General features: G+C 37.6%; 23 protein-coding genes. 13 read left to right on the top strand and 10 right to left on the bottom strand.

All coding sequences use genetic code 11. The features are described 5' to 3' along the window. Window positions 1-26: 26 nt before the first annotated feature. From EL165_RS17265 to EL165_RS17280, 4 genes are all read left to right on the top strand, one after another. Complete coding sequence (locus tag EL165_RS17265; protein ID WP_002982652.1) at window positions 27-2,435, top strand: endo-beta-N-acetylglucosaminidase H; 2,409 nt, start codon at window positions 27-29, stop codon at window positions 2,433-2,435. A gap of 123 nt (window positions 2,436-2,558) precedes the next feature. Then, window positions 2,559-3,419: an ROK family protein gene (locus EL165_RS17270; protein ID WP_002982655.1), complete on the top strand. Its 861-nt coding sequence runs from the start codon at window positions 2,559-2,561 to the stop codon at window positions 3,417-3,419. Window positions 3,420-3,440: 21 nt separating this feature from the next. Further along, the gene (locus EL165_RS17275; protein WP_002982659.1) at window positions 3,441-5,723 is read left to right on the top strand and encodes a GH92 family glycosyl hydrolase; all 2,283 of its coding nucleotides are present in this window, start codon (window positions 3,441-3,443) and stop codon (window positions 5,721-5,723) included. Between the two features lie 24 nt (window positions 5,724-5,747). Further along, window positions 5,748-6,245: a cupin domain-containing protein gene (locus tag EL165_RS17280; RefSeq protein ID WP_002982662.1), complete on the top strand. Its 498-nt coding sequence runs from the start codon at window positions 5,748-5,750 to the stop codon at window positions 6,243-6,245. Window positions 6,246-6,512: 267 nt separating this feature from the next. On the opposite strand, the gene EL165_RS17285 is transcribed toward EL165_RS17280, so the two are convergent. From EL165_RS17285 to EL165_RS17305, 5 genes are all read right to left on the bottom strand, one after another. Next, window positions 6,513-9,218, bottom strand: coding sequence for a TonB-dependent receptor domain-containing protein (locus tag EL165_RS17285; RefSeq protein WP_002982664.1), 2,706 nt, complete (start codon window positions 9,216-9,218; stop codon window positions 6,513-6,515). Window positions 9,219-9,286: 68 nt separating this feature from the next. Next, window positions 9,287-9,649, bottom strand: a complete 363-nt coding sequence (locus tag EL165_RS17290; RefSeq protein WP_050791165.1) for a hypothetical protein — start codon at window positions 9,647-9,649, stop codon at window positions 9,287-9,289. Window positions 9,650-9,668: 19 nt separating this feature from the next. After that, window positions 9,669-10,319 (bottom strand): polyadenylate binding domain-containing protein, encoded by a 651-nt coding sequence (locus EL165_RS17295; RefSeq protein ID WP_002982669.1) that lies wholly within the window; start codon window positions 10,317-10,319, stop codon window positions 9,669-9,671. A gap of 73 nt (window positions 10,320-10,392) precedes the next feature. Next, on the bottom strand, window positions 10,393-11,079 hold the full coding sequence (locus EL165_RS17300) for a response regulator transcription factor (RefSeq protein ID WP_002982671.1): 687 nt from the start codon (window positions 11,077-11,079) through the stop codon (window positions 10,393-10,395). A 162-nt stretch (window positions 11,080-11,241) separates the two neighbouring features. Beyond that, window positions 11,242-12,786, bottom strand: a complete 1,545-nt coding sequence (locus tag EL165_RS17305; RefSeq protein WP_002982675.1) for a sensor histidine kinase — start codon at window positions 12,784-12,786, stop codon at window positions 11,242-11,244. A 200-nt stretch (window positions 12,787-12,986) separates the two neighbouring features. Here EL165_RS17305 and EL165_RS17310 point away from each other — a divergent pair, with 200 nt between their 5' ends. Next, window positions 12,987-13,472: an SRPBCC family protein gene (locus EL165_RS17310; RefSeq protein WP_002982679.1), complete on the top strand. Its 486-nt coding sequence runs from the start codon at window positions 12,987-12,989 to the stop codon at window positions 13,470-13,472. A gap of 112 nt (window positions 13,473-13,584) precedes the next feature. On the opposite strand, the gene EL165_RS17315 is transcribed toward EL165_RS17310, so the two are convergent. From EL165_RS17315 to EL165_RS17330, 4 genes are all read right to left on the bottom strand, one after another. Then, on the bottom strand, window positions 13,585-13,926 hold the full coding sequence (locus EL165_RS17315) for a hypothetical protein (RefSeq protein WP_041462031.1): 342 nt from the start codon (window positions 13,924-13,926) through the stop codon (window positions 13,585-13,587). 7 nt (window positions 13,927-13,933) lie between these two features. Continuing rightward, complete coding sequence (locus EL165_RS17320) at window positions 13,934-15,976, bottom strand: S9 family peptidase (RefSeq protein ID WP_002982684.1); 2,043 nt, start codon at window positions 15,974-15,976, stop codon at window positions 13,934-13,936. 169 nt (window positions 15,977-16,145) lie between these two features. Then, window positions 16,146-16,886: a uroporphyrinogen-III synthase gene (locus EL165_RS17325; protein ID WP_041461971.1), complete on the bottom strand. Its 741-nt coding sequence runs from the start codon at window positions 16,884-16,886 to the stop codon at window positions 16,146-16,148. Window positions 16,887-16,898: 12 nt separating this feature from the next. Further along, window positions 16,899-17,468 carry a DUF4271 domain-containing protein gene (locus EL165_RS17330; RefSeq protein WP_002982689.1) on the bottom strand — a complete coding sequence of 190 codons (570 nt, stop codon included), beginning with the start codon at window positions 17,466-17,468 and terminating at the stop codon, window positions 16,899-16,901. Between the two features lie 342 nt (window positions 17,469-17,810). Here EL165_RS17330 and EL165_RS17335 point away from each other — a divergent pair, with 342 nt between their 5' ends. The 4 genes from EL165_RS17335 to EL165_RS17350 all read left to right on the top strand — a co-directional run bounded on the left by EL165_RS17335 (window position 17,811) and on the right by EL165_RS17350 (window position 21,215). Further along, window positions 17,811-18,527 carry a polyprenol monophosphomannose synthase gene (locus EL165_RS17335; RefSeq protein ID WP_002982694.1) on the top strand — a complete coding sequence of 239 codons (717 nt, stop codon included), beginning with the start codon at window positions 17,811-17,813 and terminating at the stop codon, window positions 18,525-18,527. Next, the gene (locus EL165_RS17340; RefSeq protein ID WP_002982697.1) at window positions 18,500-18,901 is read left to right on the top strand and encodes a DUF4296 domain-containing protein; all 402 of its coding nucleotides are present in this window, start codon (window positions 18,500-18,502) and stop codon (window positions 18,899-18,901) included. Before EL165_RS17335 ends, EL165_RS17340 begins: the two co-directional genes overlap by 28 nt. Before the next feature lie 64 nt (window positions 18,902-18,965). Continuing rightward, the gene (tgt, locus tag EL165_RS17345; protein WP_002982698.1) at window positions 18,966-20,096 is read left to right on the top strand and encodes a tRNA guanosine(34) transglycosylase Tgt; all 1,131 of its coding nucleotides are present in this window, start codon (window positions 18,966-18,968) and stop codon (window positions 20,094-20,096) included. Window positions 20,097-20,102: 6 nt separating this feature from the next. Next, window positions 20,103-21,215, top strand: a complete 1,113-nt coding sequence (locus EL165_RS17350; RefSeq protein WP_002982700.1) for an LptF/LptG family permease — start codon at window positions 20,103-20,105, stop codon at window positions 21,213-21,215. Here EL165_RS17350 and EL165_RS17355 read toward each other — a convergent pair. Next, window positions 21,209-21,922, bottom strand: a complete 714-nt coding sequence (locus EL165_RS17355) for a biotin--[acetyl-CoA-carboxylase] ligase (protein WP_002982702.1) — start codon at window positions 21,920-21,922, stop codon at window positions 21,209-21,211. The two genes, EL165_RS17350 and EL165_RS17355, sit on opposite strands and share 7 nt — an antisense overlap. An 87-nt stretch (window positions 21,923-22,009) precedes the next feature. Between EL165_RS17355 and rsfS the strand changes: the two genes are divergently transcribed. The 4 genes from rsfS (at window position 22,010) to EL165_RS17375 (ending at window position 26,033) form a co-directional block, all read left to right on the top strand. Further along, the gene (gene rsfS / locus EL165_RS17360; RefSeq protein WP_002982704.1) at window positions 22,010-22,375 is read left to right on the top strand and encodes a ribosome silencing factor; all 366 of its coding nucleotides are present in this window, start codon (window positions 22,010-22,012) and stop codon (window positions 22,373-22,375) included. A 21-nt stretch (window positions 22,376-22,396) separates the two neighbouring features. After that, window positions 22,397-24,418: an ATP-dependent zinc metalloprotease FtsH gene (gene ftsH / locus EL165_RS17365; RefSeq protein ID WP_002982705.1), complete on the top strand. Its 2,022-nt coding sequence runs from the start codon at window positions 22,397-22,399 to the stop codon at window positions 24,416-24,418. 136 nt (window positions 24,419-24,554) lie between these two features. Next, window positions 24,555-25,136, top strand: coding sequence for an LUD domain-containing protein (locus EL165_RS17370; protein WP_002982707.1), 582 nt, complete (start codon window positions 24,555-24,557; stop codon window positions 25,134-25,136). A gap of 24 nt (window positions 25,137-25,160) precedes the next feature. After that, window positions 25,161-26,033, top strand: coding sequence for a phosphatidate cytidylyltransferase (locus tag EL165_RS17375; RefSeq protein WP_002982709.1), 873 nt, complete (start codon window positions 25,161-25,163; stop codon window positions 26,031-26,033). Window positions 26,034-26,035: the final 2 nt, after the last annotated feature.

Here is a 26,035-nt window from a genome sequence, read left to right on the forward strand (position 1 = left end):
TTTTTCTACTATAAAATTGATATACTATGAGAAAAAAATCCTTTTTTATTCCCTTAATGGCACTCATGCTTCAATCTGCTCCATTGCTCAAAGCACAGCAGCTTGATCCTTTGGGAGTCTGCTATGTGGAAGTGAACAACAATAATATGCTGAATGCAGGTTCATATACCTTGCAGAATACGAACAGACAGCTTTTTGATGTTGCGATTATCTTTGCAGCTAATATCAATTATGATGTTTCCAAAAACAGAGCTTACATCTCAAACAATAACAACGTTACCAAAGTCCTGAACGATGTTAATACCTACGTAAAACCTTTACAACAAAAAGGAATAAAAGTATTGCTGGATCTTTTAGGAAACCACCAGGGAGCAGGAATCTCCAATTTTCCTGACCGTGCAGCGGCAAAAGATTTCGCAATGCAGGTGGCTCATACTGTTTATACCTACGGACTGGATGGGGTGGACCTTGATGATGAATATGCAGGATACGGAAATAACGGAACAGGACAGCCTAATAACAGTTCTTTTGTAATGCTTTTGCAGGAATTGAAAGCCGCAATGCCGGATAAATTGATAACTTTTTATTACTACGGTCCGGCTACCACAAGGCAGAGTTATAACGGAGATTTAGCAGGAAATTATATCAATTATACATGGAATGCGATGTACAGCACCTACAATGCTCCGGTTGTTCCACCTCTTGATAAATCTAAAATTTCTGCTGCAGCAACATGGATCCAAAACTCGAATCCAGGTTCTACATCTGCAACAATATTGGCAAGCTTAGCGACCAGCACCAAGAATGACCAATATGGAGTATTTATGTGGTATGATTTGCCGGGAACCAATGTAGCCAGTTATCTGAGCACAGGTTCCAATATCCTTTACAACGAAAATACGCTCTTAAGCGGTCAGCTATATTCATGGTCTCAGGGGCAAACCTGTGATCCGCCATTGGGACTTGATGTTTCCAATGTAACAGGAACTTCAGCAAAACTGAACTGGACTTCCAATGCTTCCCAATCTTATAATATTGATTACAAGCCGGTCAACTCAACAGTATGGACGAATGTAGCCAGCAATTATTCAGGAAATAATATTGTGATCAATAATCTTACCCTGAATACAGATTATGACTGGAGAATTCAGTCCAATTGCTCACCGACATTAACAAGTACTTATATTTTTGCACCAAGGTTTAACTCCGGAAGTGGTTGCACTACACCATCAGGATTAACTTCCGGAGGTTTCCTTGGTAATACGGCACAACTGTCATGGGATGCAGGAAATGCCACTTCATATACACTGCAATACAAAACAGCTTCAGCAACAACATGGTCTGAAATTCCGAATATTACCACCAACTCCTACTCATTACAGAATTTAACGCCTAACACAAACTATGTATGGAAAGTACAGGCTTCATGTGCGGGAGGAACTGCAAGTACCTATTCAGGAGAAGGATCATTTAATAGTGGTTTCGCACCGGTTACAAGTCCCGGAGCAAGGTCACTTTCTTTTAACGGAAGCACACACTATCTTAATGCAGGACAATTTAACCTGAGTGGAAATGCAGTGAGCTTTGAGGGCTGGGTAAAAGTAAATGCTTTCAAAACAGCTTTCCCTTACATTTCATCAGTGTTAGGAGTGGAAGTAGGAGATAATAACTCTGCGATGCTTCGTTTCGGAGACGGCAACCTCGCGAATAATAAGCTTCAATTCATATTGAGCTTTGGTTCATCACAGGTGAAATTGAATACGAATACAGCATTCAACACCAATACATGGTATCATATAGCAGCCACTTATGATGGTACAGCCATGAAAATTTATGTCAACGGTAATCTTGATGCAACCTTTGCGGTGACAGGAAACTTTACGGCAAACGGAATTCTTTATCTGGGAAGAAACTATGACAATTCCCGTACACTCAACGGCTTCCTTGATGAATTCAGAGTTTGGAAACGAGCACTGACCCCACAGGAAATTTTAAGTAACAGCTGTAATGTTCCTGCCAATTCCACGGGGCTTGAAGCCAACTGGAAAATGGATGAAGGCAGTGGAATGGGAGCCTTGGATGCTACGGCAAATACCCATTTTGCAACCCTGATCAATATGACAGACGCAAACTGGAGAACAGACGTTGCCTGTACTTCATCTCTTGCGGTAAAAGATCTTGAATCTGTAAAAGAGAACAGTGCGGCCTATCCGAATCCTGTCAAACGCGGAAATGATATTCATTTTGTCATTAACGACAACGCTGCAACTGAAGTGGCCTTGTATGATGTTTCAGGAAAATTATTTAAAAAACAGAATATTAATCAAAATAATAATGCAGTCAATACGCAGGATTTAATCAGTGGTACTTATATTTACAAAATTACATCCTCAAACAGTAAAGTACTATCAACGGGTAAAGTAATCGTGAAGTAAAATTCAGATAATGATGTAGTTATCAGAATTGAAAATATAAAGTCTGAAATACAAAGCAGACAGACAGGGGGATGCTTCTGTTTGTCTGTTTTTTCAGTCACAGGAAATTAAAAATAAAAAATAATGCAGAATATAGTAGGAATTGATATTGGAGGGTCGCACATTACGCTGGCTCAGGTAGATCCGGAAAAACGTGAAATCATTTCTTCCACTTATGTAAGAGAACATGTAGATGCTTTCGAAAATAAAGAAGTTATTTTTGAAGCATGGGTTTCAGCCATTCATAAAGTGGCTCATGATCTGGTAAAAGAAGATCTTCTGATTGGTATCGCAATGCCGGGACCTTTCGATTATGAAAACGGGATATCCCTTATGCAGCATGGAAAATTTATCGATATCTATCAGGTGAATATTAAGGAAGAACTGGCGAAAAGACTGGCTATTTCTCAGAAACAGATTCATTTTGTAAACGATGCGGCAGCCTTTATGGAAGGTGAAGTATTCGGAGGGTGTGCTCAGGGATTCAACAGGATATTTGGGGTCACTCTTGGAACAGGATTGGGAACAACTTTCTATAACGGAGAATTGGCTACCGATGAAGACCTGTGGGATTCGCCTTTTAAAGACTCTATCAGTGAAGAATATCTGGCGACGCGATGGTTCGTGAATCGTTATAAAGAACTGACTGGTGAAGAAATTTCAGGAACAAAAGACCTTCTGAATAAACCGGCGGAAATACAGAAAAGAATGTTTGATGAATATGCAGACTCTTTCTCTGAATTTATTGTGAAATATGTGGATTATTACAAACCGGAAGTTTTAGTTATAGGAGGAAATATTGCCAAGGCTTATCCTCATTTTGAACAAAGATTTATTCAGAATTTAACAAAGAATAATATTAACTTGCAGGTTAAAATTTCAGCCATATTTGAAGATGCGGCCATTCTTGGAGCTGCCAGCTATGCATTAAAAAAGCTTTTATAAATTAACAAACGAAAAGATACAATGAAGTTTATATTTTCCACTTGCTTACTGCTATTACAGGCCTGGGCGTTAGGTCAGAATGTATCTCCCGTAGATTATGTGAATCCTTTGATGGGAACACAATCCAAACCTTCATTATCTAATGGAAATACCTATCCTGCTGTAGGACTTCCATGGGGAATGAATATCTGGACGCCACAGACCGGTAAAATGGGTGACGGATGGGCATATACCTACGATGCAGATAAAATAAAAGGATTTAAACAAACCCACCAACCCTCTCCATGGATGAATGATTATGGCGCATTTACCATCATGCCGGGAGTTGGAAAAGTGAAATTTAAAGAAGACGAAAGAGCAAGCTGGTTCAGTCATAAAGCTGAGGTTACCACACCTTACTTTTATAGTGTTTATCTGGCTGACATCAACGTCACGACAGAATTTACCCCTACGGAAAGAGCTTCTTATTTTAAATTTGATTTTCCCAAAACAGACAGTGCTTATGTAGTTGTCGACGCTTTGAACAAAGGCTCTTACATCAAAATTTTACCAAAAGAAAGAAAGATCCTTGGATACACAACGAGATATTCTACCGGGAAATATGAGAATTTTAAAAACTACTTTGTCATTCAGTTTGATAAAGACTTTGAACTGACGAAAACCTGGAAAGATGATAAACTGGTGAATGATCAATTGGAAATTACCAGCGATCACACCGGTGCTGTAGTAGGGTTTAAACTTAAAAATAAAGAAACGGTTTATGCAAAAGTAGCCTCTTCTTTCATCAGCTTTGAACAGGCAGAACTTAACCTTAAAAGAGAGATCGGAACCAGAAACTTTGAGCAGGTAAAAACCGATGCGAAAAATATCTGGAACAAAACTCTAGGAAAAATAGACGTAAAAGGAGGAACAGATCAGCAGATGAGAACCTTTTACTCTTCTTTATACAGAACTTTATTCTTCCCGCAAAAGTTATATGAAATTGATGCTCAAAACAAAATAAAACACTGGAGCCCTTATAATGGTAAAATTGTTGACGGAAGAATGTTTGCAGGAACCGGTTTCTGGGATACTTTCCGTGCTTTGTACCCTTTCCTGAACCTTGTTTACCCAAGCATCAATATAGAAATGCAGGAAGGATTGGCCAATGCTTACAAAGAAGGAGGATTCTTGCCAGAGTGGAGTAGCCCGGGATATTCCGATATTATGATTGGAAACAATTCCGCATCCGTAGTAGCAGACGCTTACATCAAAGGACTTCGCGGGTATGATGCGGAAACACTTTGGCAGGCTGTAAAACACGGAGCGAATAATGAAGGACCTATAGAAGCTGTAGGACGTGCAGGAGTAAAGTATTATAATGAACTGGGTTATGTCCCTTACGATGTAAATATCAATGAAAATGCAGCAAGAACATTAGAATACGCTTATGATGATTTTTCAATCTATCAGTTAGGAAAAGCATTAGGAAAACCTGCTTCAGAAATTGATATCTATAAGAAAAGAGCTTATAATTATAAAAATGTATTCGACAAGGAGACAGGCTTAATGCGTGGTAAAAATAAAGACGGTAATTTCCAGAAGCCTTTCAATCCTTTCAAATGGGGAGATGCTTTCACAGAAGGAAACAGCTGGCATTACACTTGGTCAGTTTTTCAGGACATTGATGGTCTGGCAGAACTGATGGGTGGGAAAAAGAAATTTGAAGCCAAATTAGATGAAGTATTTTCATTGCCTCCGGTTTTTGATGACAGTTACTATGGAGGTGTGATCCATGAAATCAGAGAAATGCAGATCATGAATATGGGACAGTATGCCCACGGAAACCAGCCTATTCAGCACATGATCTATCTGTACAATTATGCAGGAGCACCTTACAAAACCCAATATTGGGCAAGACAGGTGATGAATAAGTTGTATCATGCTACACCTGATGGATATTGCGGTGATGAAGACAACGGACAGACTTCTGCGTGGTATATTTTCTCAGCCCTTGGATTTTACCCGGTAACACCGGCAACAGATCAGTATGTATTAGGAGCACCTTTGTTTAAAGAAGCTACCATCCATTTGGAAAATGGTAAGAAAATTGAAATAAAAGCTCCGGAAAATACTGCTGAAAACTTATATGTAAAATCATTGAATGTAAATCAGCAGCCTTATTCCAAAAACTGGCTAAGTCATAAAGAACTGATGAAAGGAGCTGTTTTAGACTTTAAAATGGACAGCAAACCCAATAAAGAAAGAGGTTCGCAGGAAAAAGATTTCCCATATTCAATGTCAAAAGAAGAATCAAATAAATAAACTTTAAATTAAAAATATAGCTGTATGAGTACAGAAAAAAAAGAAATATTCGAGAGAGTAGAGAATATGCTGCAGACACAAGGTTTTAACATCGCAGCAAAAGATGATACAAGACCATGGGGAGGTTTCTTTGTGATCGATGAAACACAGGCACAGGATTTTGCCAACCAATATTTCGATGGAATTGATGTAGACAACCTTAGAATAGGAGGGAAGCTGAGCCCGAAAATTCTTATTGTTGCCCCTGAAGCAAGATTAAGCTGGCAGTACCACCACAGAAGAGCCGAAATCTGGCAGGTAGTGGAAGGAACTGTAGGCATCAAAAGAAGTAATACCGATGAAGAAGGAGAATTAGGAGAATATGGTCCAAAAGATCAGGTGAAACTTCAGCAAGGAGAAAGACACAGATTAATCGGTCTTGCAGGCTGGGGAATTGTAGCTGAAATCTGGCAGCATACCGATGCGTCCAATCCTTCAGATGAAGATGATATCGTAAGAGTACAGGACGACTTTGGAAGATAAATAAAAAATCCGCTTCATTGAAGCGGATTTTTATTGGTAAGGAAGCTCGAGGTTGGAAGAGGGAAGTTTCTGGAAGTGATCAGAAGTTTTTATTCTCCTCCGTTATTACTGATAAATTTTACCTGCTGATGGTAAAAATCAAACCTTATAGGTCTCAAAGATCTATAAGGTTTTGTTTATTCAGAGAACATTTCAGTAATTATTATACCCAATAAGAACTTTAGTGGCTACCAGTACTTCCAGCTTCATTCTTCCATCTTCCCGCCTTTAAAACGTCACATCCAGCCCCACATAGAAGTTGGCCTTCATAATCGGTGCATATACCATCCCGCCGTCAAAATAACTTCCGAAAGGATTTTTAAAATCTACAATCGCATTTTTCTGATAATAAGAAGTCAGGTTTTCTCCTCCCAGGTATGCTCTGATCTTTTTATTGAAATTTCTTGAAATCTGAGCATTCAGCACAGCGTAAGATTCAGAATAGGCTGGCAGCTGAAACTCTGCCGGATTCGCTGATGTGTCCGGAAGTCTCTGTTTTCCTACCCAGTTTAAAGTAGTATCAAAACTCCAGAATCCTCCATTATTATTTTTATTGGTTGAATACGCTAAGTTTACAAACCCTCTGTGCTTCGCCATAAAAGGAACTTCTCTTCTTCCACGGATATAATCTGCCTGTACATTATAATATTTATAAGCCAGTCTTACCTCAAGGTTTTTTACAGGCATGAAATCCCATTGGGTCTGGAATGAATTCGCAAAAGATTTCCCATCCAGATTATAGAATGTCAGCTGTTGAGGAGACTGATCCAGATCTACCAATACCTGATCCTGGAAGTCTGTTCTGAAGAAGTCCGCAATAATGCTTGATTTCCTTCCGAATAACTTAAATTCCTGCTGTAAACTTGCTCCGTAGTTCCATGCAATTTCAGGTTTTAATCCATAAATATTTCCTCCGTTAGATAAAATATTGATAGCCCTGTTTGATGCAAAATACTGCTGGCTTTCCGCAAATACATTTGCTGTTCTGAAACCTCTTCCCGCAGAAAGTCTTAAAATTGTCTGAGGCGTGAAGTCATATTTGAAATTAAGTCTTGGTGTAAACTGAGTTCCTGCCAGATTATGAAAATCTACTCTTGAACCTGCTACCAAAGTATATTTTAAACCTGTTAAAGTATATTCGGCAAAAATACCCGGTACAATTTCGTTTCTTCTCAAATCGTTCAATAAATACGTTTCTTTATAACCGTCATATAAGAAACTTGCCCCTGCTTTATACTTATGATTGGTATTTCCAATGATGCTTTCAAAGATTAAATTGGAATAATAGGTATGCTGCTGTCCGGAATAATTTCTCAATCCAAAAAAGCTGTCCTGCTGATGATAAACGTACTGATTCATCCAGCCGATACTTTGATAAGGTTTTCCTTTAAAAATATATCCTGTTTTATTCCAGACCTGAAATCTTGAAATATCAATGCCTACCCCATAAAAAGGCTGTTTGTCCTGGCCTAATTTTTTATCAAAACCAATTTCTCCTGCCGTTCTTTCATCTCTGATAAAGTTAATTCCGAAATGAGACCCGAACCCCGACTTTTCAAGATCGTTATAATTCAGCAGATATGCTGCGTTGATCTGCGTTCCTTTTGGTCTGTCCAGAAAACCGTCATGATTCATATCCGTATTTCCGAAAGTTCCGTTTCCGTGCAGGAGGAACGTCTGTGACCATTTATCATTGATAGGAGAAACATTGGTAATATTGATTTCAGCCCTTCCATTGAAATCGGAAAAAAGATTCAGGGATGTTTCCGGCGTCTTTGCATTCTTCAAAAGTTCAGTATTGATCTGCCCTGTGATACTTTCATATCCGTTTGTTACAGTACTTCCTCCCTTGGTAAGCTGGATGCTTTCAATCCATCTGCCCGGGATAAAATTTAGACCATAGGCAGAAGCCAATCCTCTGATTTCTGGCAATTGTTCTTTTGTTAAGCTGGTATATTTCTGATCCAGACCAAGCATTTTCAGCTGTTTTGTTCCTGTAACGGCATTACTGAAAGAAACGTCCACTGTTGCATTGGTTTCGAAACTTTCAGAAAGATTACAACAAGCTGCCTTTAACAGCTCTTTTTTATCAATATTAAAAACAAGTCCGGCTTCTTTCTTACTTAAAGCTGTTGACGCCTTGGAACCGGTTACGACAACTCCATCAATATTCTTTTCATGCTGGGAATGATCTTCTTTAGCTGATGAGGTTTCATTGTTTTTATGATCTTCATGCTTTGTTTCTTCTTCGTAATGTGCTTTTGGATTAGGTTCACCAAAAGTAAAATCCCTGTCGTACAGACAACATGCCGGAAGTGCGTTGTAAACAGCATCCGAAGCTTTATATTTTTCATTGTCGTGACCAGCATCGGCAATAGCCTTTAAAATTTTATCTGATGAGGTTTTTGACGGATCAAAGTTTAAAATAACTGTTTGTTTCTCTGCATCCCATTCAGCAGTATCGGCACCGGCTTCTCTTGCTGCTTTTTCAATTCTGGCTTTACATGACGCACAGTTTCCTCTTACATAGAATTCATTTTCTTTTTTACCGGAAATCTTGGTGTCCGAATGATGTTCATGATGAGTTTCTGCCTTTGAAGGCTGCAGATCTCTATCATAATGACAGCATCCAGGAAGCCCTTCGTATGTTGTATCAGAAGCTTTGAACTTCTCATTATCATGGCCGGCTTCTGCTACTTTTTTTAAAATATCATCAGCAGATACCTTGTCTGTTTCTAATGTTAATGTTTGCAGATCAATGGAGTAAACTGCTGTTTTGGCACCTGCTTTTTTAGCTGCACTCTCAATTCTTGTTTTGCACATTTCACAGTTCCCTTTTACCTTGAACTGATTTTTTGAAAGTGTTTGAGCAGATATCAATTGTGTAAATAAGAATAATGCACCAAGTATCAACCTGGAAATATATAATTTCATTTTGTTTAAAGTTTTAATTAATTAAAAAACAGTTCACTATACGACATAATGAACCCTGGATATTTTAATTAACCTATCTTGGGCGGCTGCCAGATTTCTTTTAAACGGTCTGAGAGATAAGGGTCTGAATATTGAAACTGAGGATTCTTATTGGCTTTGTAATAAGACAGTTCCAAACGTAGATTTTTTGAGAAAGGGGTTTCAATAAAAGTGTAGCAGGCAACACATGATGAGCAGCAGTCATCATTACATGATTTTGTTTTATCATGTTTGCTTTCCTTTTTTGAAGAATGGTTTTTACAGCAGTCCATTTTCTTGGAAGACTCTGCTTTACAGCATGTTTCCTGCATTCCCTGCGCATAGAAATTATCCTTGGGAACCAGAAAGATTCCCAGACAAAATACTATTGCAAGTAGGTGAAACAGCTTCATATCTGCAAAAATAAGAAATTTATGGCAAAGGATCACCAACTTTCAGAGAACAGCTGTGCCACGGTTCACCATGGGCAGGATTTAATTTTGGTTTTTCTCCCATTGCGAGATTCTGTGCAGCAGGTGCAGGAGCTGGGGCCGAAGTTGTCTGTACTGCATTTTGAGCAGGTTGAGGAGCCGGAGCAGGCTTGCTGTTTAATGGTTGTCCTACAGGAATATCACACCGATGTCCGGGCTGCCCGTGGGGCGGATTCATTCCCGGAGCCGTTTTTACCTGTTTTCCGTTGTTATCAAGGGTAATTTTTCCAGGTGATAAAGCATTCGGGTCAATCTGTATGGTGTTGCCTCCGTTCACATTTACATTTTGTGTTGAAGGAGCAGCTGCAGCAGGTTGTCCGTTCAAAGGTTGTCCCACAGGAATATCGCATCGGTGTCCCGGCTGTCCGTGTGGAGGATTCATCCCCGGAGCTGTAGCCATAGGAGCGGGGGTCGGATTAGACTGAATGCCCGCCTGATCCATCAGCGTTGTTTTTGAGGTGGTATTAAAGGCTACGTTCGGTTGTCCGGCGTTAGCTTCTTCTTTTAAATAGGTAGCTCTTTCATCCTTTTTACAGGATGCAGCTAATAGTGATACGGCGATCAAACCTATAAATGTATTCTTCATATCCATGGGTATGAAAACAAAATTAGCAAAACATTTTCAATTGTTTTGCTAATTTTATACTTATAATTTGATTTTTGGATTAATTTTTTACCAAAAGTCTAAATCCTTCTCCGTGAACATTGATGATTTCCAATCCCTCGTCATCTTTTAACAGCTTACGAAGTTTTGCAATATATACGTCCATACTTCTTGCAGTAAAATAATTTTCTTTTTTCCAGATCTTTCTTAAAGCAAGATCTCTCGGCATGAAATCATTTCTGTGAATGCAAAGAAGCTTCAATAATTCATTTTCTTTAGGAGAAAGTTTGTATTCTTTATCTCCTACTTTCAGCTGTCTCAGCATAGAGTCGAAGAAAATGTTACTGATCTTAAACTGCTCCTGTTCTTCATTTTCCAAAGTGGAACTTCTCTGAAGAATTGCCTTGATTTTGTATAAAAGAAGCTCAGTATCGAAAGGTTTTGTGATATAATCATCAGCGCCTAACTGGTATCCCTTTAAGATATCTTCTCTCATATTTCTTGCGGTAAGGAATATGATCGGTGTATTTTTATCAATCTTTTTTACGTCTTCTGCTAATGAAAACCCGTCTTTTTTAGGCATCATTACATCAAATATGCAGATGTCGAATTCATTTTCTGTAAATTCTTTAAGTCCCTGCTCCCCGTCAGTGGCAAGAGTTACTTCAAAATTATTGATGGTCAAATAATCTTTAAGCACCGCCCCGAAACTCTGATCGTCCTCTACTAATAATATTCTGTTGCTCATAATTTTAATAATTAAAAATTAACAATTAAGAATGAACTTTCTCACTCTATCTTCTATATTTTGATATTTGGTTTTACTTTTTATAATTGATGAATGATCGTTGATAATTGATGTAAAAGAGATTTTTTATCATTTATCGCTTATCACCTGTCATTTATCTTTCTAGCTCATCGGCAGCTTGATCGTAAACGTACTTCCTTTTCCTTTATGGGAGTCCACGATAATCTGTCCTTTGTGCAGTTCTACAATTTTTTTAACGTAGGAAAGTCCTAATCCCTGTCCCTTTACGTTGTGTATATTTCCGGTTTCTTCCCTGAAGAATTTCTCGAAAATTTTGGTTTTATTCTGAGTATCCATTCCCATTCCTTTATCAGAAATTTCAATCACATACCAGTGTCCTTCATTTCTTGTTTTCACATGTATTTCCGGTGCTTCAGGAGAATATTTATTGGCATTATCCAGTAAGTTGACCAGCATGTTTGAGATATGGAATTCGTCTATTTTAAAATTATAATGATTGGCATTGAACTCCTGTGTAAGGGTACCGTTTCTTTGCTGTACAATCAGATTGAAAGATTCTGTAGTTTTTTTGATAAGTTCCCTGACATTGGTTTCTTTTAGGAAAAGCTCTACTTCATTTCTTTCAAGCTTAGACATATTAAGCACATTTTCCACCTGCTTTTTCATCCTCAGATTCTCCTGTTTGATCAGTTCGGAATAATATTTCACCTTATCCGGATTGGTAGCAATTTTGTCATTAGCCAATGAATCTGTTGCGACAGAAATGGTTGCCAATGGTGTTTTAAATTCATGGGACATATTGTTGATGAAGTCGGTTTTTACTTCAGCAAGCTTCTTCTGCCTCATCATATAATTGATGGAAATAATGTAAATCCCAAGAATTGTAAGAAGAGAAAGGAATGTTCCGAGCAGCATTGGCCAGTTGTTCATCGCCAGGGAATATTCTTTTTTAGGGAATACCAATGCAAGGCTGTATAAGGTATTTTTCTTATCTGCAAATAAAGGGAAGCTGTAGGTATTGCTGTCTTTTTTCTCTTTGTAAGCTTTGTTTGCTATACTTGTAAGCTTGTTGTTACGGTCAAGAACTCCGTATCCGAATTTAGCTGTAATTCCTCTTATTTTAAGCTCCTTCGCAATAACGGAATCAAGCGTTTTCGAATCAACTCTTTTGGTAATGGGAAGATTATTTCCGTATACCTTTACAAACTCCTTCATGGAATAATCACCGGTTTCAATTTCCTGGTTAATATCCGTGGTAAGAAGTTCGCGATTGGTCGTATCTCTCTTTATTTTGTAGGCTGCCTCGTCTGTATATAGCGTTGTCAGCTTAATAGAATCTCCTTTTTGAGAAATCGGAAGCTGCGTTTTTTCAATAATATTTTTGGAGTAGATGATCTGTCTCTGGGTGCCGGAGTCCTCCACCTGCTGAATCGTAGTTAAGGATGGCTGCTTACTGTTGGCAATAATATTTTTTCTGAAATCTTTGTAATCCTGATTCAGGTATTTGTCAGCTTCAATCTCTTCAATACTTTTTGAAGTACTTTCCAAAACCGCATACACTTTATTTGAAAAATCCTGTTCCAGTACGCCGTAATAGCCTTTCAACCAATAAAATTGGAGCGTCACAAAGACAATCAGTGAGATTGTCATAAACACCGAAATTATTGGGATGAATTTGTTATTCATTATTTAATTATATATGTTTTGGAAATATGAATGTTAAAATTAATTGTTTTAAGACTACGTAAACAAAAAACGAGCCAAAAAATTGTCTTTTTTTTCTTAAAAGAGTGTTTTTTAACAATTATTTATGAATTATCCTTTACTTGTCATATGAAAAGTCCTTTCAATAAATAAAGTCCTAACTTTAATAAAAATTATTATGTATGGAATCTAATATTATTTTCAACAAAGATTTTGATGCACTCAGTACTTATGTCATGAAAATTTATAAGGCTGATGTTTCAACGGTATGGAATCATTTTACGAAGGCAGAGTTATTGGATCAATGGTGGGGACCTAAACCCTGGAGATGTGAGACAGTAAGTCAGGACTTCAGGGAAGGAGGGATCTGGTTTTACGCCATGGTAGGGCCTAACGGAGAAAAGGGATATTCCCGTTCTGAATACGGAGAAATTACAGAGCACAGAAGTCTTGACTGGATGAGTGCTTTCTGTGATGAGAAAGGAAATGTTAATGAAGATTTTCCAAAATCAAAATGGCTGATCGGCTTTACAGGAGTGGAAGAGGGAACCAAAGTAACTATTAATATTCACTACCAGTCTGAGGAAGTAATGAAAAAGATGCTGGATATGGGTTTTGAACAGGGATTTACTATGGGGTTGAACCAACTGGAAGAATTGATTGGATGAATTGAAGATGTAAAAATACTTATTTATAAAAAAGAGGATTTCCCATGGAAAATCCTCTTTTTATTTATCAACAGGGATTAACTTCCTGCTTCCATCTTCACGCTTCCTGCTTTTACAAGAGCTCTTCCTCCTGAAAATACTGAATAATAGCCTTTTTCATCAGCAGGGTTTGCTCATTTGGCTTTAATTCCGGAAGTTCTTCCAGTTTATCAAACTGCGGCCATCCGTCTTCATAATGGGTGAATTTATAATATCCAAAAGGCTCAAGCAGCCTGCACACAGCAATGTGAATCAGGTTTACTTTGTCGTCTTTTGTATATTTTTGCTGACCGCTTCCCAGCTCCTGTAACCCAATCAGAAATAAAAGGGTTTCAATGGGAGGGTTCTTCTCTGTCTGAAAGTTGTCTTCGAAGAACTGTTCTATTTTTTTCCAATATTCGGACTCGTTAATCATAGTTTTATCAATTACCATTTATTTTTAAAAGAAATGCATACTCCAATGCATCTTCTTTCAGGGATTCAAATCTTCCGCTTGCCCCTCCGTGCCCGGAGCTCATATCCGTTTTAAAAATTAATATATTATCATCTGTTTTTAGCTCTCTAAGTTTTGCGGTCCATTTTGCCGGTTCCCAATACTGCACCTGAGAATCATGGAATCCTGTAGTGATAAGCATATGCGGATAATCTTTTGCTTCTACATTATCATAAGGAGAGTACTCTTTCATATACTGATAGTATTCCTTATCATTGGGATTTCCCCATTCGTCATATTCTCCGGTTGTCAAAGGAATAGTATCATCCAGCATGGTGGTAACAACATCTACAAAAGGAACCTGTGCTACAATTCCGTTAAATAACTGAGGCTCATAATTGACCACAGCACCTACCAGCAGTCCTCCTGCGCTTCCCCCCATCGCATACATATGTCTTGAAGAAGTATAATTTTCCCTGATCAGATATTTTCCTGCATCAATGAAATCGAAGAATGTATTTTTCTTGAACAGCATTTTTCCGTCTTCGTACCATTCTCTTCCCAGATATTCTCCACCGCGGATATGAGCAATAGCATAAATAAATCCCCGATCAAGAATCGATAATCTTACATTTGAGAAGCTTGCGTCCACGGTATGTCCATAACTTCCGTATCCATACAGAAGAAGAGGAGTGTCAGCTGATTTTTTGGTGTTTTTATGATACACTAAAGAAATAGGAATTTTTGTCTTACCGTCCCTTGAATCTGCCCATATTCTTTCCGAAACATAGTTTTCAGGAACAAATTTTCCCCCCAGGACTTCCTGCTGCTTCAGCAGTTTTGTAGTCTTATCCTTCATGTTATACTCATAAGTTGAGCTTGGCTGGGTAAGAGAAGTATAACCGTAACGTAAAATTTCTGTATCGAATTCCAGATTGACACCAATATAAGCCGTGTATGTAGGATCAGAAAAAGGCAAATAATGAGATTCCTGTGTGGTCTCATCAATGATTTTGATCTGAAGCAATCCTTTTTCTCTTTCTTCAAGAACAAGATAATCTTTAAAGATTTCAAAACCTTCCAGCAAAACTTCTGCACGGTGTGGAATGACATTCACCCAGTTTTCCATACCACAATTGTCAATTTTTGTTTTTACAATTTTGAAATTGATGGCGTCATCGGCGTTGGTGATGATATAAAACTCATCTTCATAATGTTCTACTGAATATTCAAGGTCGTCTATTCTTGGCTGGATCACCGTCCATTCTGCAAATACATCGTCAGAAGGAATAAAGCGGTGCTCATCAGAAATAGTACTTGAGCTTGCAATAAAAATATATTGTAAAGATTTTGTCTTAAACACATTTACATCAAACGTTTCATCCTCTTCATGGAAGATCAGAACATCTTCCGCTGAATCTGTCCCCAATTGATGTCTGTACACCTGAAATGCACGAAGATTCTTATCTTTTCTGATATAAAAAATATGCTGGTTGTCATTAGCCCAGACAGCTTTTCCTGTAGTATTTGGAATTGTATCAGGAAGAATTTCTCCGGTTTTTAAGTTTTTGAAATTCAACGTGTAAATTCTCCTTCCTACATTATCTGATGAAAAAGAAGCAAGTTCGTTATTGGGACTTACGGCTACACTTCCTACTTCAAAGAAGTTTTCTCCTTCTGCCAGGATATTAACATCAAGTACAATTTCCTCTTCATTTTCAAGGCTTTTATACTTTCTGCAGAAGATAGGATATTCTTTGCCTTCTTCATAACGCACAATATACCAGTATTCATTAAAGAAATAAGGCAGAGATTCATCATCTTTTTTATAGCGTGCCTTCATTTCTTCGAAAAGCTCTTCCTGAAGAGCTTCAGTATCTTTCATGATAAATTCCGCGTAGGCATTTTCTTCCTCAATGTATTTGATAACTTCAGGGTTTTCTCTTTCATTCAGCCAGAAATAATTATCAATTCTTTTATCGCCGTGGGTTTCTAGTATTTTTTCAATTTTTTTTGCCTGTGGAGCTTTCATCCGGGGTATTTTATTTTTTTTATCGAATTGGAATTCTATACTTTTTTCTTCTGAAACTAAGTAATTTAAGTATAAATCAATTCAATATTAATTTTTGTTCAAATTTAGGTAAAAAAAAACCATCTTCCCTTTATTGAAAAGATGGTTGATTGTATTTTTATAGTAAAGACTATTTGTGAAGTGCTTTAATATACTTTTCCAGGGCCATTGTCATGGAAGGAGTTTCCTTCGTAGGCGCCATTAAATCTACTTTTAATCCTGCTTCTTCCGCCGCTGCCAAAGTCGTGTTTCCAAAAACTCCGATTTTGGTTTCTTCCTGCTTGAAGTCAGGGAAATTTTGTTGCAGTGATTTGATTCCCTGCGGACTGAAGAAAATCAACATGTCATAATCTTTGACGTTGATATCTGTAAGGTCGCTGCATACGGTGCGGTACATAATTGCTCTTGTCCAGTCTACATTAGATGCATCCATGGTTTTTACAATATCCGGACTTAGAACATCTGAAGATGGCAACAGATATTTTTCAGTAGGGAATTTTTTGAAAAGAGGAAGCAGGTCTGAGAAATTTTTCTCCCCAAAGCTGATTTTTCTTTTTCTGTACACAATATGCTTTTGAAGATAGTTGGCAATTGCTTCCGACTGGCAGATGTATCTCATCGTGTCCGGAACGGCAAAACGCAATTCCTCTGCGAGTCTGAAGTAATGGTCAATCGCATTTTTACTGGTAAAAATAATACCGGTATACTGCGTCAGATCTATTTTCTGTGTTCTGAGCTCTTTATTGTCAACCCCTTCGACGTGGATAAATGGACGGAAATCAATCTTTATTTTTTCCTTCTTCGCTATATCCAGATATGGAGAAGACTCACTAGGCGCTGGTTGAGAAACCAATATAGACTTTATTCTCATCATTGACTTTTATTAAAAAAATAACAACTTCCAAAGCAATAATAATGGTGCAATTTGGAGGGTGCAAATATACAAAAATTTATAATACCATTTCTCCGGAAGAATCTTGTTCTTGTGAAATAAATAGAAAAAAACCTTGAAAATGAATACAAAAGAAAAGAAGCAGAAATAATATAAAAACATTTTATTTCTGTCTATCGGGAAGTAATAGTGGGCTACACAAAGAATTATTAGCAAAAAAGAAAGAATGAAATAAAATTTTGTGGAGGTAAAATAAAAAATAGTCCATTTTTTTCCATCCCCTATACTTTGATAAAATAAAAACCCTAATGTGGATTTTATTAAATAAAAAAACATCACAACCAGCAAAGTATACCCGAATTTATTAAGCTGATATCCTAAAAGCTGAAGATCCGCAATAAATTTCGGTACAACAGGAACATATTGTGAGATTAATACAGAAAGGGTAAGGGTGGTTACACAGGATGTAATTATCCAGCTGGGAAGGTTATTACTTGCATCAAAATATTTCTGAAGCAGAAAATCTTTGAGACTGGCATCCCTTTCTATGACGTTCATCATAAAAACATACAAAAAGATACAGCCCACAAGGATGAAGATTACCCAATCATTATTCTCAGGTATTCTTACGTGATTGATGAAGTGTTGTTGTGATGATGGCAAAATTTAAGTTTTTTATTTATTATTTAACTTCGGATTACACAGTGCGGCATAGATTTTCCTATCACCTGATCCATGAATCTGCAGTTAAAATATTTGCTCTCATCGATTTTACGTATTGTTCAGATCTGTTGAATAAAAGTTTCTGTTTCATCCGCTTAATCCCCGAGAAATATTTTTGCAAAATTATAGATTATTTTGTATAAAATAAAAAGGTTAAATAAACTATCTTTGCAAACTGAAATGAAAAAACTCGTCATCATCCCAACCTATAACGAAAAGGAAAATATTGAAAATATTATTTCCGCGGTTTTTGCTTTGGAAGATGACTTTCATATTTTAGTAGTAGACGATACTTCTCCGGACGGAACAGCAGAGGTTGTAAAGGAATTGCAGAAGAAATATCCGCATTATCTCCACCTGTCAGTAAGGCATGTGAAAGATGGTCTGGGAAAAGCATATATTCATGGGTTTAAATGGGCTATTGAAAATAAATACGATTATATTTTTGAAATGGATGCCGATTTTTCACATAATCCGAATGACCTGCCAAGGCTTTTCGAAGCCTGTTTAAATGCCGATATGGCCATCGGTTCCCGCTACTCAAAAGGGGTAAATGTGGTGAACTGGCCTATGGGAAGAGTATTGCTTTCTTACTTTGCCTCAAAATATGTAAGGTTTGTGCTGGGACTGCCAATTCATGATACGACAGCAGGATTTGTCTGCTTTTCAAGAAAGGTATTGGAAGAAATAGGGTTGGATAATGTAAAATTAAAAGGTTATGGGTTTCAGATAGAAATGAAATTCAGAGCATTTAAAAAAGGCTTCAGAATTGTAGAAGTTCCCATTATATTTACCAACAGAATTTTAGGAGAGAGCAAAATGAACGGCGGAATTATCCATGAGGCCGTTTTCGGAGTATTGAACTTAAAATGGAAATCAATCATCAACAGACTATGAAACTGATGAAAAAGCTGATCCTTATTTTCGTTTTGCTGGGGCTGTTTTCGTGTGGCGATTATATTGATAAGCCTAAAAATCTTATTGATAAAGGTATGATGGCAGAAATAATTGCCGATCTTGCGATCAATGATCAGGCTATCTATGTATATCCTGACAAAAATATGGAAGCAGGTACAAGAGCTGTCCTGAAATCATATAAGGTAAAGCCTGATGATTTTGTAGACAGTTTCAAATACTATGTAATTAAAGAAGAAATGGATGGGATTGCCAATGATGCACAGGAAATATTACTGAAAAAAGATCCCAAAGCAGATAAATACGTAAAGGATAAAATAAAACAGAATGGTGCTGTAATGCCTTTAGTAAGGTAAAAGGGCATACAGGTTCTGTCCGCAAGGAATCACTGATAAAACAGTGCATTAAAAAAGTATAGAGATGAAATTTTTTAATATAGAAAAAACCTCTGAAGGAAAAGCAAGAGCAGGGGAAATTACCACAGATCACGGGAAGATACAGACGCCTATTTTTATGCCTGTGGGAACTGTAGCAAGTGTAAAAACAGTTCATCAGAGAGAATTAAAAGAAGACATTAAAGCCCAGATCATTCTGGGAAATACTTATCACCTTTACCTTCGTCCCGGTATGGAGACGATGCAGGATGCGGGTGGTTTACATAAATTCATGAACTGGGACCTTCCTATTCTTACCGATTCAGGAGGTTTTCAGGTATTTTCACTGGCCAGTAACAGAAAGATGACGGAAGAAGGGGCAAGATTCAAGTCTCATATCGACGGAAGTTATCACATGTTTTCCCCGGAGAGATCAATGGAAATTCAAAGACAGATCGGAGCCGATATTTTCATGGCTTTCGATGAATGTACTCCTTATCCGTGCGATTATAACCAGGCAAAATCATCTATGGAGCTTACCCACCGATGGCTAAAGAGATGTATTGAATGGACCAACAATAATCCTGAATTATACGGACATAAGCAAAGACTTTTTCCGATTGTTCAGGGATCTACCTATTCCGATCTTAGAAAAATTTCTGCAGAAGTGATTTCCGAAGCAGGAGCAGAAGGAAATGCTATCGGAGGACTTTCCGTTGGAGAGCCTGAAGAAGAAATGTACAGAATCACAGATGAAGTAACAGATATTCTTCCTAAAGAAAAACCAAGATACCTGATGGGAGTGGGAACTCCTTGGAATATCCTTGAATCTATAGGGTTGGGGATTGATATGATGGATTGCGTAATGCCAACAAGAAATGCAAGAAATGCAATGCTTTTCACATGGCAGGGGGTGATGAATCTTAAAAATGAAAAATGGAAGCGTGACTTTTCTCCTTTGGATGAATTCGGGACCAGCTTTGTAGATCGTGAATATTCAAAAGCGTATCTTCGTCACTTGTTTGTATCTAAAGAATATCTGGCAAAACAGATTGCTTCAATTCATAATCTTGCATTCTATCTGGATCTGGTAAAAGTAGCCAGAGAACATATCATTGCAGGTGACTTCTATGAATGGAAAAACTCTGTGGTACCGGTTCTCAGACAAAGACTATAAGAAAATATGCTTAAAATTGTAGACAGATATATCATAAAAAAATACCTTGGAACTTTCAGTTTCATGCTTGTATTGTTGTCTATAGTTGTCCTGGTAATTGATGTACAGCAGAAAATTCCAAGGATAGAAAATGCCAAAGCCATTGATCCGAAACTGGATCTGATGTATTTCCTGATCCATTTCTATCCCTTCTGGATTATTAATCTGGTGGTGACCTTTCTTTCCATCCTGGTTTTTATTTCGGTGATTTATTTTACCTCCAGAATGGCAAATAATACCGAAATTGTCGCCATCATCAGTAGTGGAGCCAGCTTCCACAGATTTTCCAAGCCTTATCTGGTTACTTCCATTTTTATTGGATTGATCGCCCTTGTGGTGTACCATATGGTGCTGCCATGGGCCAATATCAAGAAAAATGAATTGGAAGCGTATACGTATAATGCAGCCAATAAAGAAAAGATTTTAGGAACAGCACCTGCTTCTTCACAGCTGAGTAAAACCGAATATATCTTCATTGATTCCTGGAATAAAAGAGAAAAAAGAGGATCAAGTTTTGTCTATCAGAAATATGATAAAGACAGAAAAATGACCTACGAGCTAAAAGCCAGTGAAGTATATTGGGACAAAGCCAAAAAGCAGTTTGTCTTAAATAATTATTTGGAAAAAACAATCAATAAAGACAATTCTGAAAAGCTTAATAACGGAATAGAATTAAGGAAAAACTATGGGCATTCCCCGGAAGAGCTTTTCCCGAACGAGCTTTTGGGCCAAAATAAAACCACTCCGGAACTTTTAAAATTTATTGAAAGAGAAAAGGCAAGAGGAAACAGCAATCTCAATTCTTATCTGAATGAGCTTCATCAAAGAACTTCAATGCCTGTATCAATCATCATTCTGACGTTCCTGGCCCTTTCCCTGTCATCACAAAAGAAAAGAGGTGGATTGGGAATTAACCTGGCGATAGGGATTTCATTAGCCTTTATTTTTGTGTTTTCATTTGAAGCCTTAAAGGTAGTTTCGGAAAATAAAAGTTTGTCTCCGGCATTAGCAATGTGGCTGCCCAATCTTGTATTCCTTCCGCTTACTCTTTATCTTTATATCAAAAGAGCCAATCAGTAAAGTAATTTTACTTCCTTGTGGTAAAAGGAATGCATCCCGTCTTCCAGCTCAATCCAGAGTTCACCTTTTTCGTCTGCTTTTCGGATGATGCCATTTTGTCGCTCTTTTTCAATTTCAAAGACTGATATCTGATCTTTTCTGAAAAGGTTGGTATTGAATCCGTCCAGTATTTCCTGATCAGATGGAATGTCTTTCAGTTTTTCAGTAAGGAATTCATGAAGGTTTTGGGCAAAGTCTTCAAGGTCAAATTCTATTCCTGTTTGCGTCAGGAGTGATCCTGCGTTGGATATTTCATCAAAATTTTCCTGCAGAATATTGATTCCGGCTCCTATGATGAAATAATTATTTTGATTAAATTTTTTCTTTTCTATTAAAATTCCAACGATTTTTTTACCTTTAAGGATAATATCATTCGGCCATTTGATTTTTACCTCTGAGTCAGACAATTTGGCAAGGAAATCCCGGATTATCATTGCGGTATAGTAATTGAATATAAAGTCAGAGCACAAGATGTTCTGAGTATTCACTGCCAGCGTATACGCCAGGTTTTTACCGGCAGTCTGAGTCCAGGTATTTCCATACTGACCACGGCCTTTAGTCTGATTAAAAGTATGAAGCCCTGTAAAATCTGAATTTCCGTAAAGTAAAAACTTTGATATTTCGTCATTAGTAGAAGAACATTCTTTCAGGTAGAAGAGTTGGCTCATTTAAGAAAACTTTAAGACATTAAGAGGGTAAAAGTAAGGTTAAAGTAAAGAAAAAACAATAAATTTGCAGATTATAGTATTTTTTTAATGAATAAAACAGCAGAAAAACAAGCATTAATAGATAAAATCGTTGAAGCTATCCAGGACGTAAAAGGTGAAGATATTATGATCTTTGATCTTTCCAACATCGAAAACTCCGTAGCAGAAACATTCGTAATATGTAGTGGAAACTCAAATACACAGGTGGCTGCATTGGCAGGAAGTGTTGAGAAAAAAGTAAGAAACGAGTTGCACGACAGACCTTGGCACGTAGAAGGTGCTGAAAATGCGATGTGGGTACTGGTAGATTACGTTTCAGTGGTGGTTCATATATTCCAGAAACAGGTACGTGAGTACTACGATATAGAAGAGCTTTGGGGTGACGCAGTCATTACCAGAATTGAAAATGAATAATAAAAATTTTAAAAAGTTTAAATGAATAATAAAGGATTCAACTGGTTCTTTCCTATTGCAATCATAGCTCTTTTGCTATTCTTTGGCTCCAATTTCCTTGGAGGTGACAGTGCAAAATCTATTGATGAAGATGGTTTCTTTAGAGAAATGCAGGCGGGGAAAGTCCAGAATATAATTATATACAAAGACATAGAGAAAGCTGATGTTTTCCTGACAAAAGAAGCAAAATCGGCAATGGTTTCCAAAGCCGGAAAAGAAAACAACCCTTTTTCGGCGTTAGATATGGCTCCTAAAGCAGATTTTTCTGTAAAATATGGAGACCTTCAGCTTTTCCTTCAAAAATTTGAACAGATCAAAGCGACCAACCCGGCAATCAAAACAACCAAAGATTACGGAACAGGTAAAAGTGCCTTAATGGATATTTTAGTTCCAGCGCTGGTTTGGATTTCAATTTTAGGACTATTCTATTTCCTTCTTTTCAGAAAGATGGGAGGTGGCGGAGGTCCCGGTGGACAAATTTTCTCTATCGGAAAATCCAAAGCGAAACTTTTTGATGAAAAAGAAAGAATTCAGGTGACATTTAAAGATGTTGCAGGATTGGAAGGAGCGAAAGAAGAAGTTCAGGAGGTTGTGGATTTCCTTAAAAACTCTGAAAAATATACTAAACTGGGAGGTAAAATTCCTAAAGGAGTTCTATTGGTAGGGCCTCCGGGAACCGGTAAAACCTTATTGGCAAAAGCTGTTGCAGGGGAAGCTAAAGTTCCGTTTTTCTCACTTTCAGGTTCTGATTTCGTTGAAATGTTTGTTGGGGTAGGAGCTTCAAGGGTTAGAGACCTTTTTGCTCAGGCTAAAGCCAAATCTCCTGCGATCATCTTCATTGATGAGATTGATGCTATCGGACGTGCAAGAGGAAAAAATAATTTCTCAGGCGGAAATGACGAAAGAGAAAATACATTGAATCAGCTTCTTACTGAAATGGATGGTTTCGGAACCGATACAAATGTTATCGTAATGGCTGCAACCAACAGAGCAGATATCCTTGATAAAGCTTTGATGAGAGCAGGACGTTTTGACCGTTCTATTTTCGTAGATCTTCCGGAACTTCACGAAAGAAGACAGATCTTTGATGTTCATTTGAAAAAGATCAAACTTGATGATAATGTAGACAGAGAATTCCTTGCTAAGCAAACCCCTGGATTCAGTGGAGCGGACATTGCAAACGTTTGTAACGAAGCAGCGCTTATCGCAGCAAGAAATAACCATACTTCAGTTACAAAACAGGATTTCCTTGATGCTGTAGACAGAATCATCGGAGGTCTTGAGAAGAAAAATAAGGCTATTAAACCTTCTGAAAAAAGAAGAGTTGCTTATCACGAAGCAGGACATGCAACAATTTCCTGGCTGGTAGAGCATGCATCTCCACTTTTAAAAGTAACGATTGTTCCGAGAGGACGTTCATTAGGAGCAGCATGGTATCTTCCTGAAGAAAGACAGCTTACCACTACTGAGCAGATGCTGGACGAAATGTGTGCAACACTGGGAGGAAGAGCTGCAGAGCAGGTAATATTCAATAATATTTCCACAGGAGCACTTTCTGATCTTGAAACAGTAACGAAGAGAGCTCAGGCTATGGTAACGATCTACGGATTAAGCCCGAATATCGGTAATATTTCTTACTATGACAGCTCAGGCCAATCTGAATATAATTTCGGAAAGCCTTATTCTGAGGAAACAGCTACAAAAATTGATGCAGAGATCAAGTCAATTATTGAGAATCAATATGACAGAGCTGTAAGAATCCTTGCAGATAATAAAGATAAGCTGGATGCTTTAGCTAATAAACTTCTTGAAAAAGAAGTAATCTTCCGCGAAGATCTTGAAGAAATTTTCGGAAAGAGAGCTTGGGATCCGGAATTGACAGAGAAGCCTGTTACCAACACTATTCCTGAAAAAGATCAGCCAATAGCAGAGGTAGCACCTCAGATCAAAGAAAAAGAAGAAGAAAGCGAAATTCAGGCTCCTGAAAGCCCAACGCAGCTTTAAGACTCTTAAAAAATAGAATTATCAAAAACCTGGCAACTGTAAAATTGCCAGGTTTTTTCATATTTCAAGAGATATTTTGAATACTATTGTAATTTATTTTCTATTTTTGTATAAAGTTGACTAAAAATAGATTAAGTTGAATTTATTCAAGAGGATTGTAAGCAAACTTACCAACCAGCCTGAAGAAGAGGAAAAACAGAGCCTGGAGAAGCTTGGGGATTCGCTGAAAAATGCGGATCTTGACTATAAGTTTGCGCAATTATTTACGCATTCGGGGGGATTTTTTAATTATTGTGCAGATGAAGCGGAGGCTCTACAAACTTTAAATCAAATTATCAAAATAGAAGGCATCCACAATTTATTCTGCTGGGATAAAGAACTTCAGAACTTTCTGAACGTTGTGAAGACTTCTTACACTTCAGAACTGCAGCAGTCTAATGATGCCGCATTCATTACCTGTGAGTACCTCATTGCCTATGACGGCAGAATCATGCTTTCTCATAATAATATCCTTCATTATCATTCTTCCAGGCTTCCGGATAAAATTATCATCATTGCCAATGTTTCTCAGATTGTAAACAACCTGAATGATGCTATGGGAAAAATAAAAAGAAACGGAAATATCAAGAACCTTACTTCCATCAGCGGAAGCCAGTCTAAAATGGACAGTTCTTCCAATTCCAGTACAAAACTGTTTTTATTGCTGCTTGAAGATTAAGCAACCACTTCTAAATTTTAAATTTTGGACAAAAATCTCATTCAAAGAACCGTATCAGGTATTGTTTATGTAGCCATTATTATTCTTTGTTCTACTCCCTTAGGAGCGCAATTGCTGAACAGTATTGCTCCTGGTTTGATCAAACAGCAATATCTTTATCATGGCCTAATGAGCTTACTTCTGATCGTAGGGACCTGGGAATGTGTTAAAATTATGAAATTTGGAAACGGGTATGAAAAGTGGGTGGTATATCCACTGGTCATCTTCATTTTTTATATGTTCTCCAAAAGATATTTCAACCACGATTTCTTTTTTGATTTCAGGCTTAGTGAAATACTGGCGCTCGCTCTGATTGGGATTGCTGTGGTGACTTTATTCAAATATCCTAACGAATTATACTTTGACAGCGGGAAACTTATTTTTACGGTCATTTATGTGGCTCTGCCGTTCAGTTTTGCTTTAGGTTTGCCTAAGTTCTCCAGTTATAGTGATCATTTTTCTCTCGAGGTTCTGTTCCTGTTTATTCTGATCTGGAGCAGTGATACTTTTGCCTATCTGGTAGGGAAATTCTTCGGTAAACATAAAATGGCTCCCAAAATCTCTCCCAAAAAAACATGGGAAGGATATGCAGGAGGAGTTGTCTTGACACTGGTTTTATCTTACTTTATTGAACATTATCAGCCTGAATTGAGAGGAAACTGGATGATCGTCGGATTTCTGGTTGCAGCCTTTGCTCCATTAGGGGATCTTGTAGAAAGTCAGTTGAAGAGAAACTTCGGTGTGAAGGACAGTGGAAACATCATTCCGGGGCATGGAGGAGTTTTAGACAGACTGGATAGTTTTATTATCTGCGTTCCTGTCGTATATTTGTACTTTATTTTAGAAAAATTTATTTAATC

This window comes from Chryseobacterium gleum, assembly GCF_900636535.1.
GTDB classification, from domain to species: Bacteria; Bacteroidota; Bacteroidia; order Flavobacteriales; family Weeksellaceae; genus Chryseobacterium; species Chryseobacterium gleum.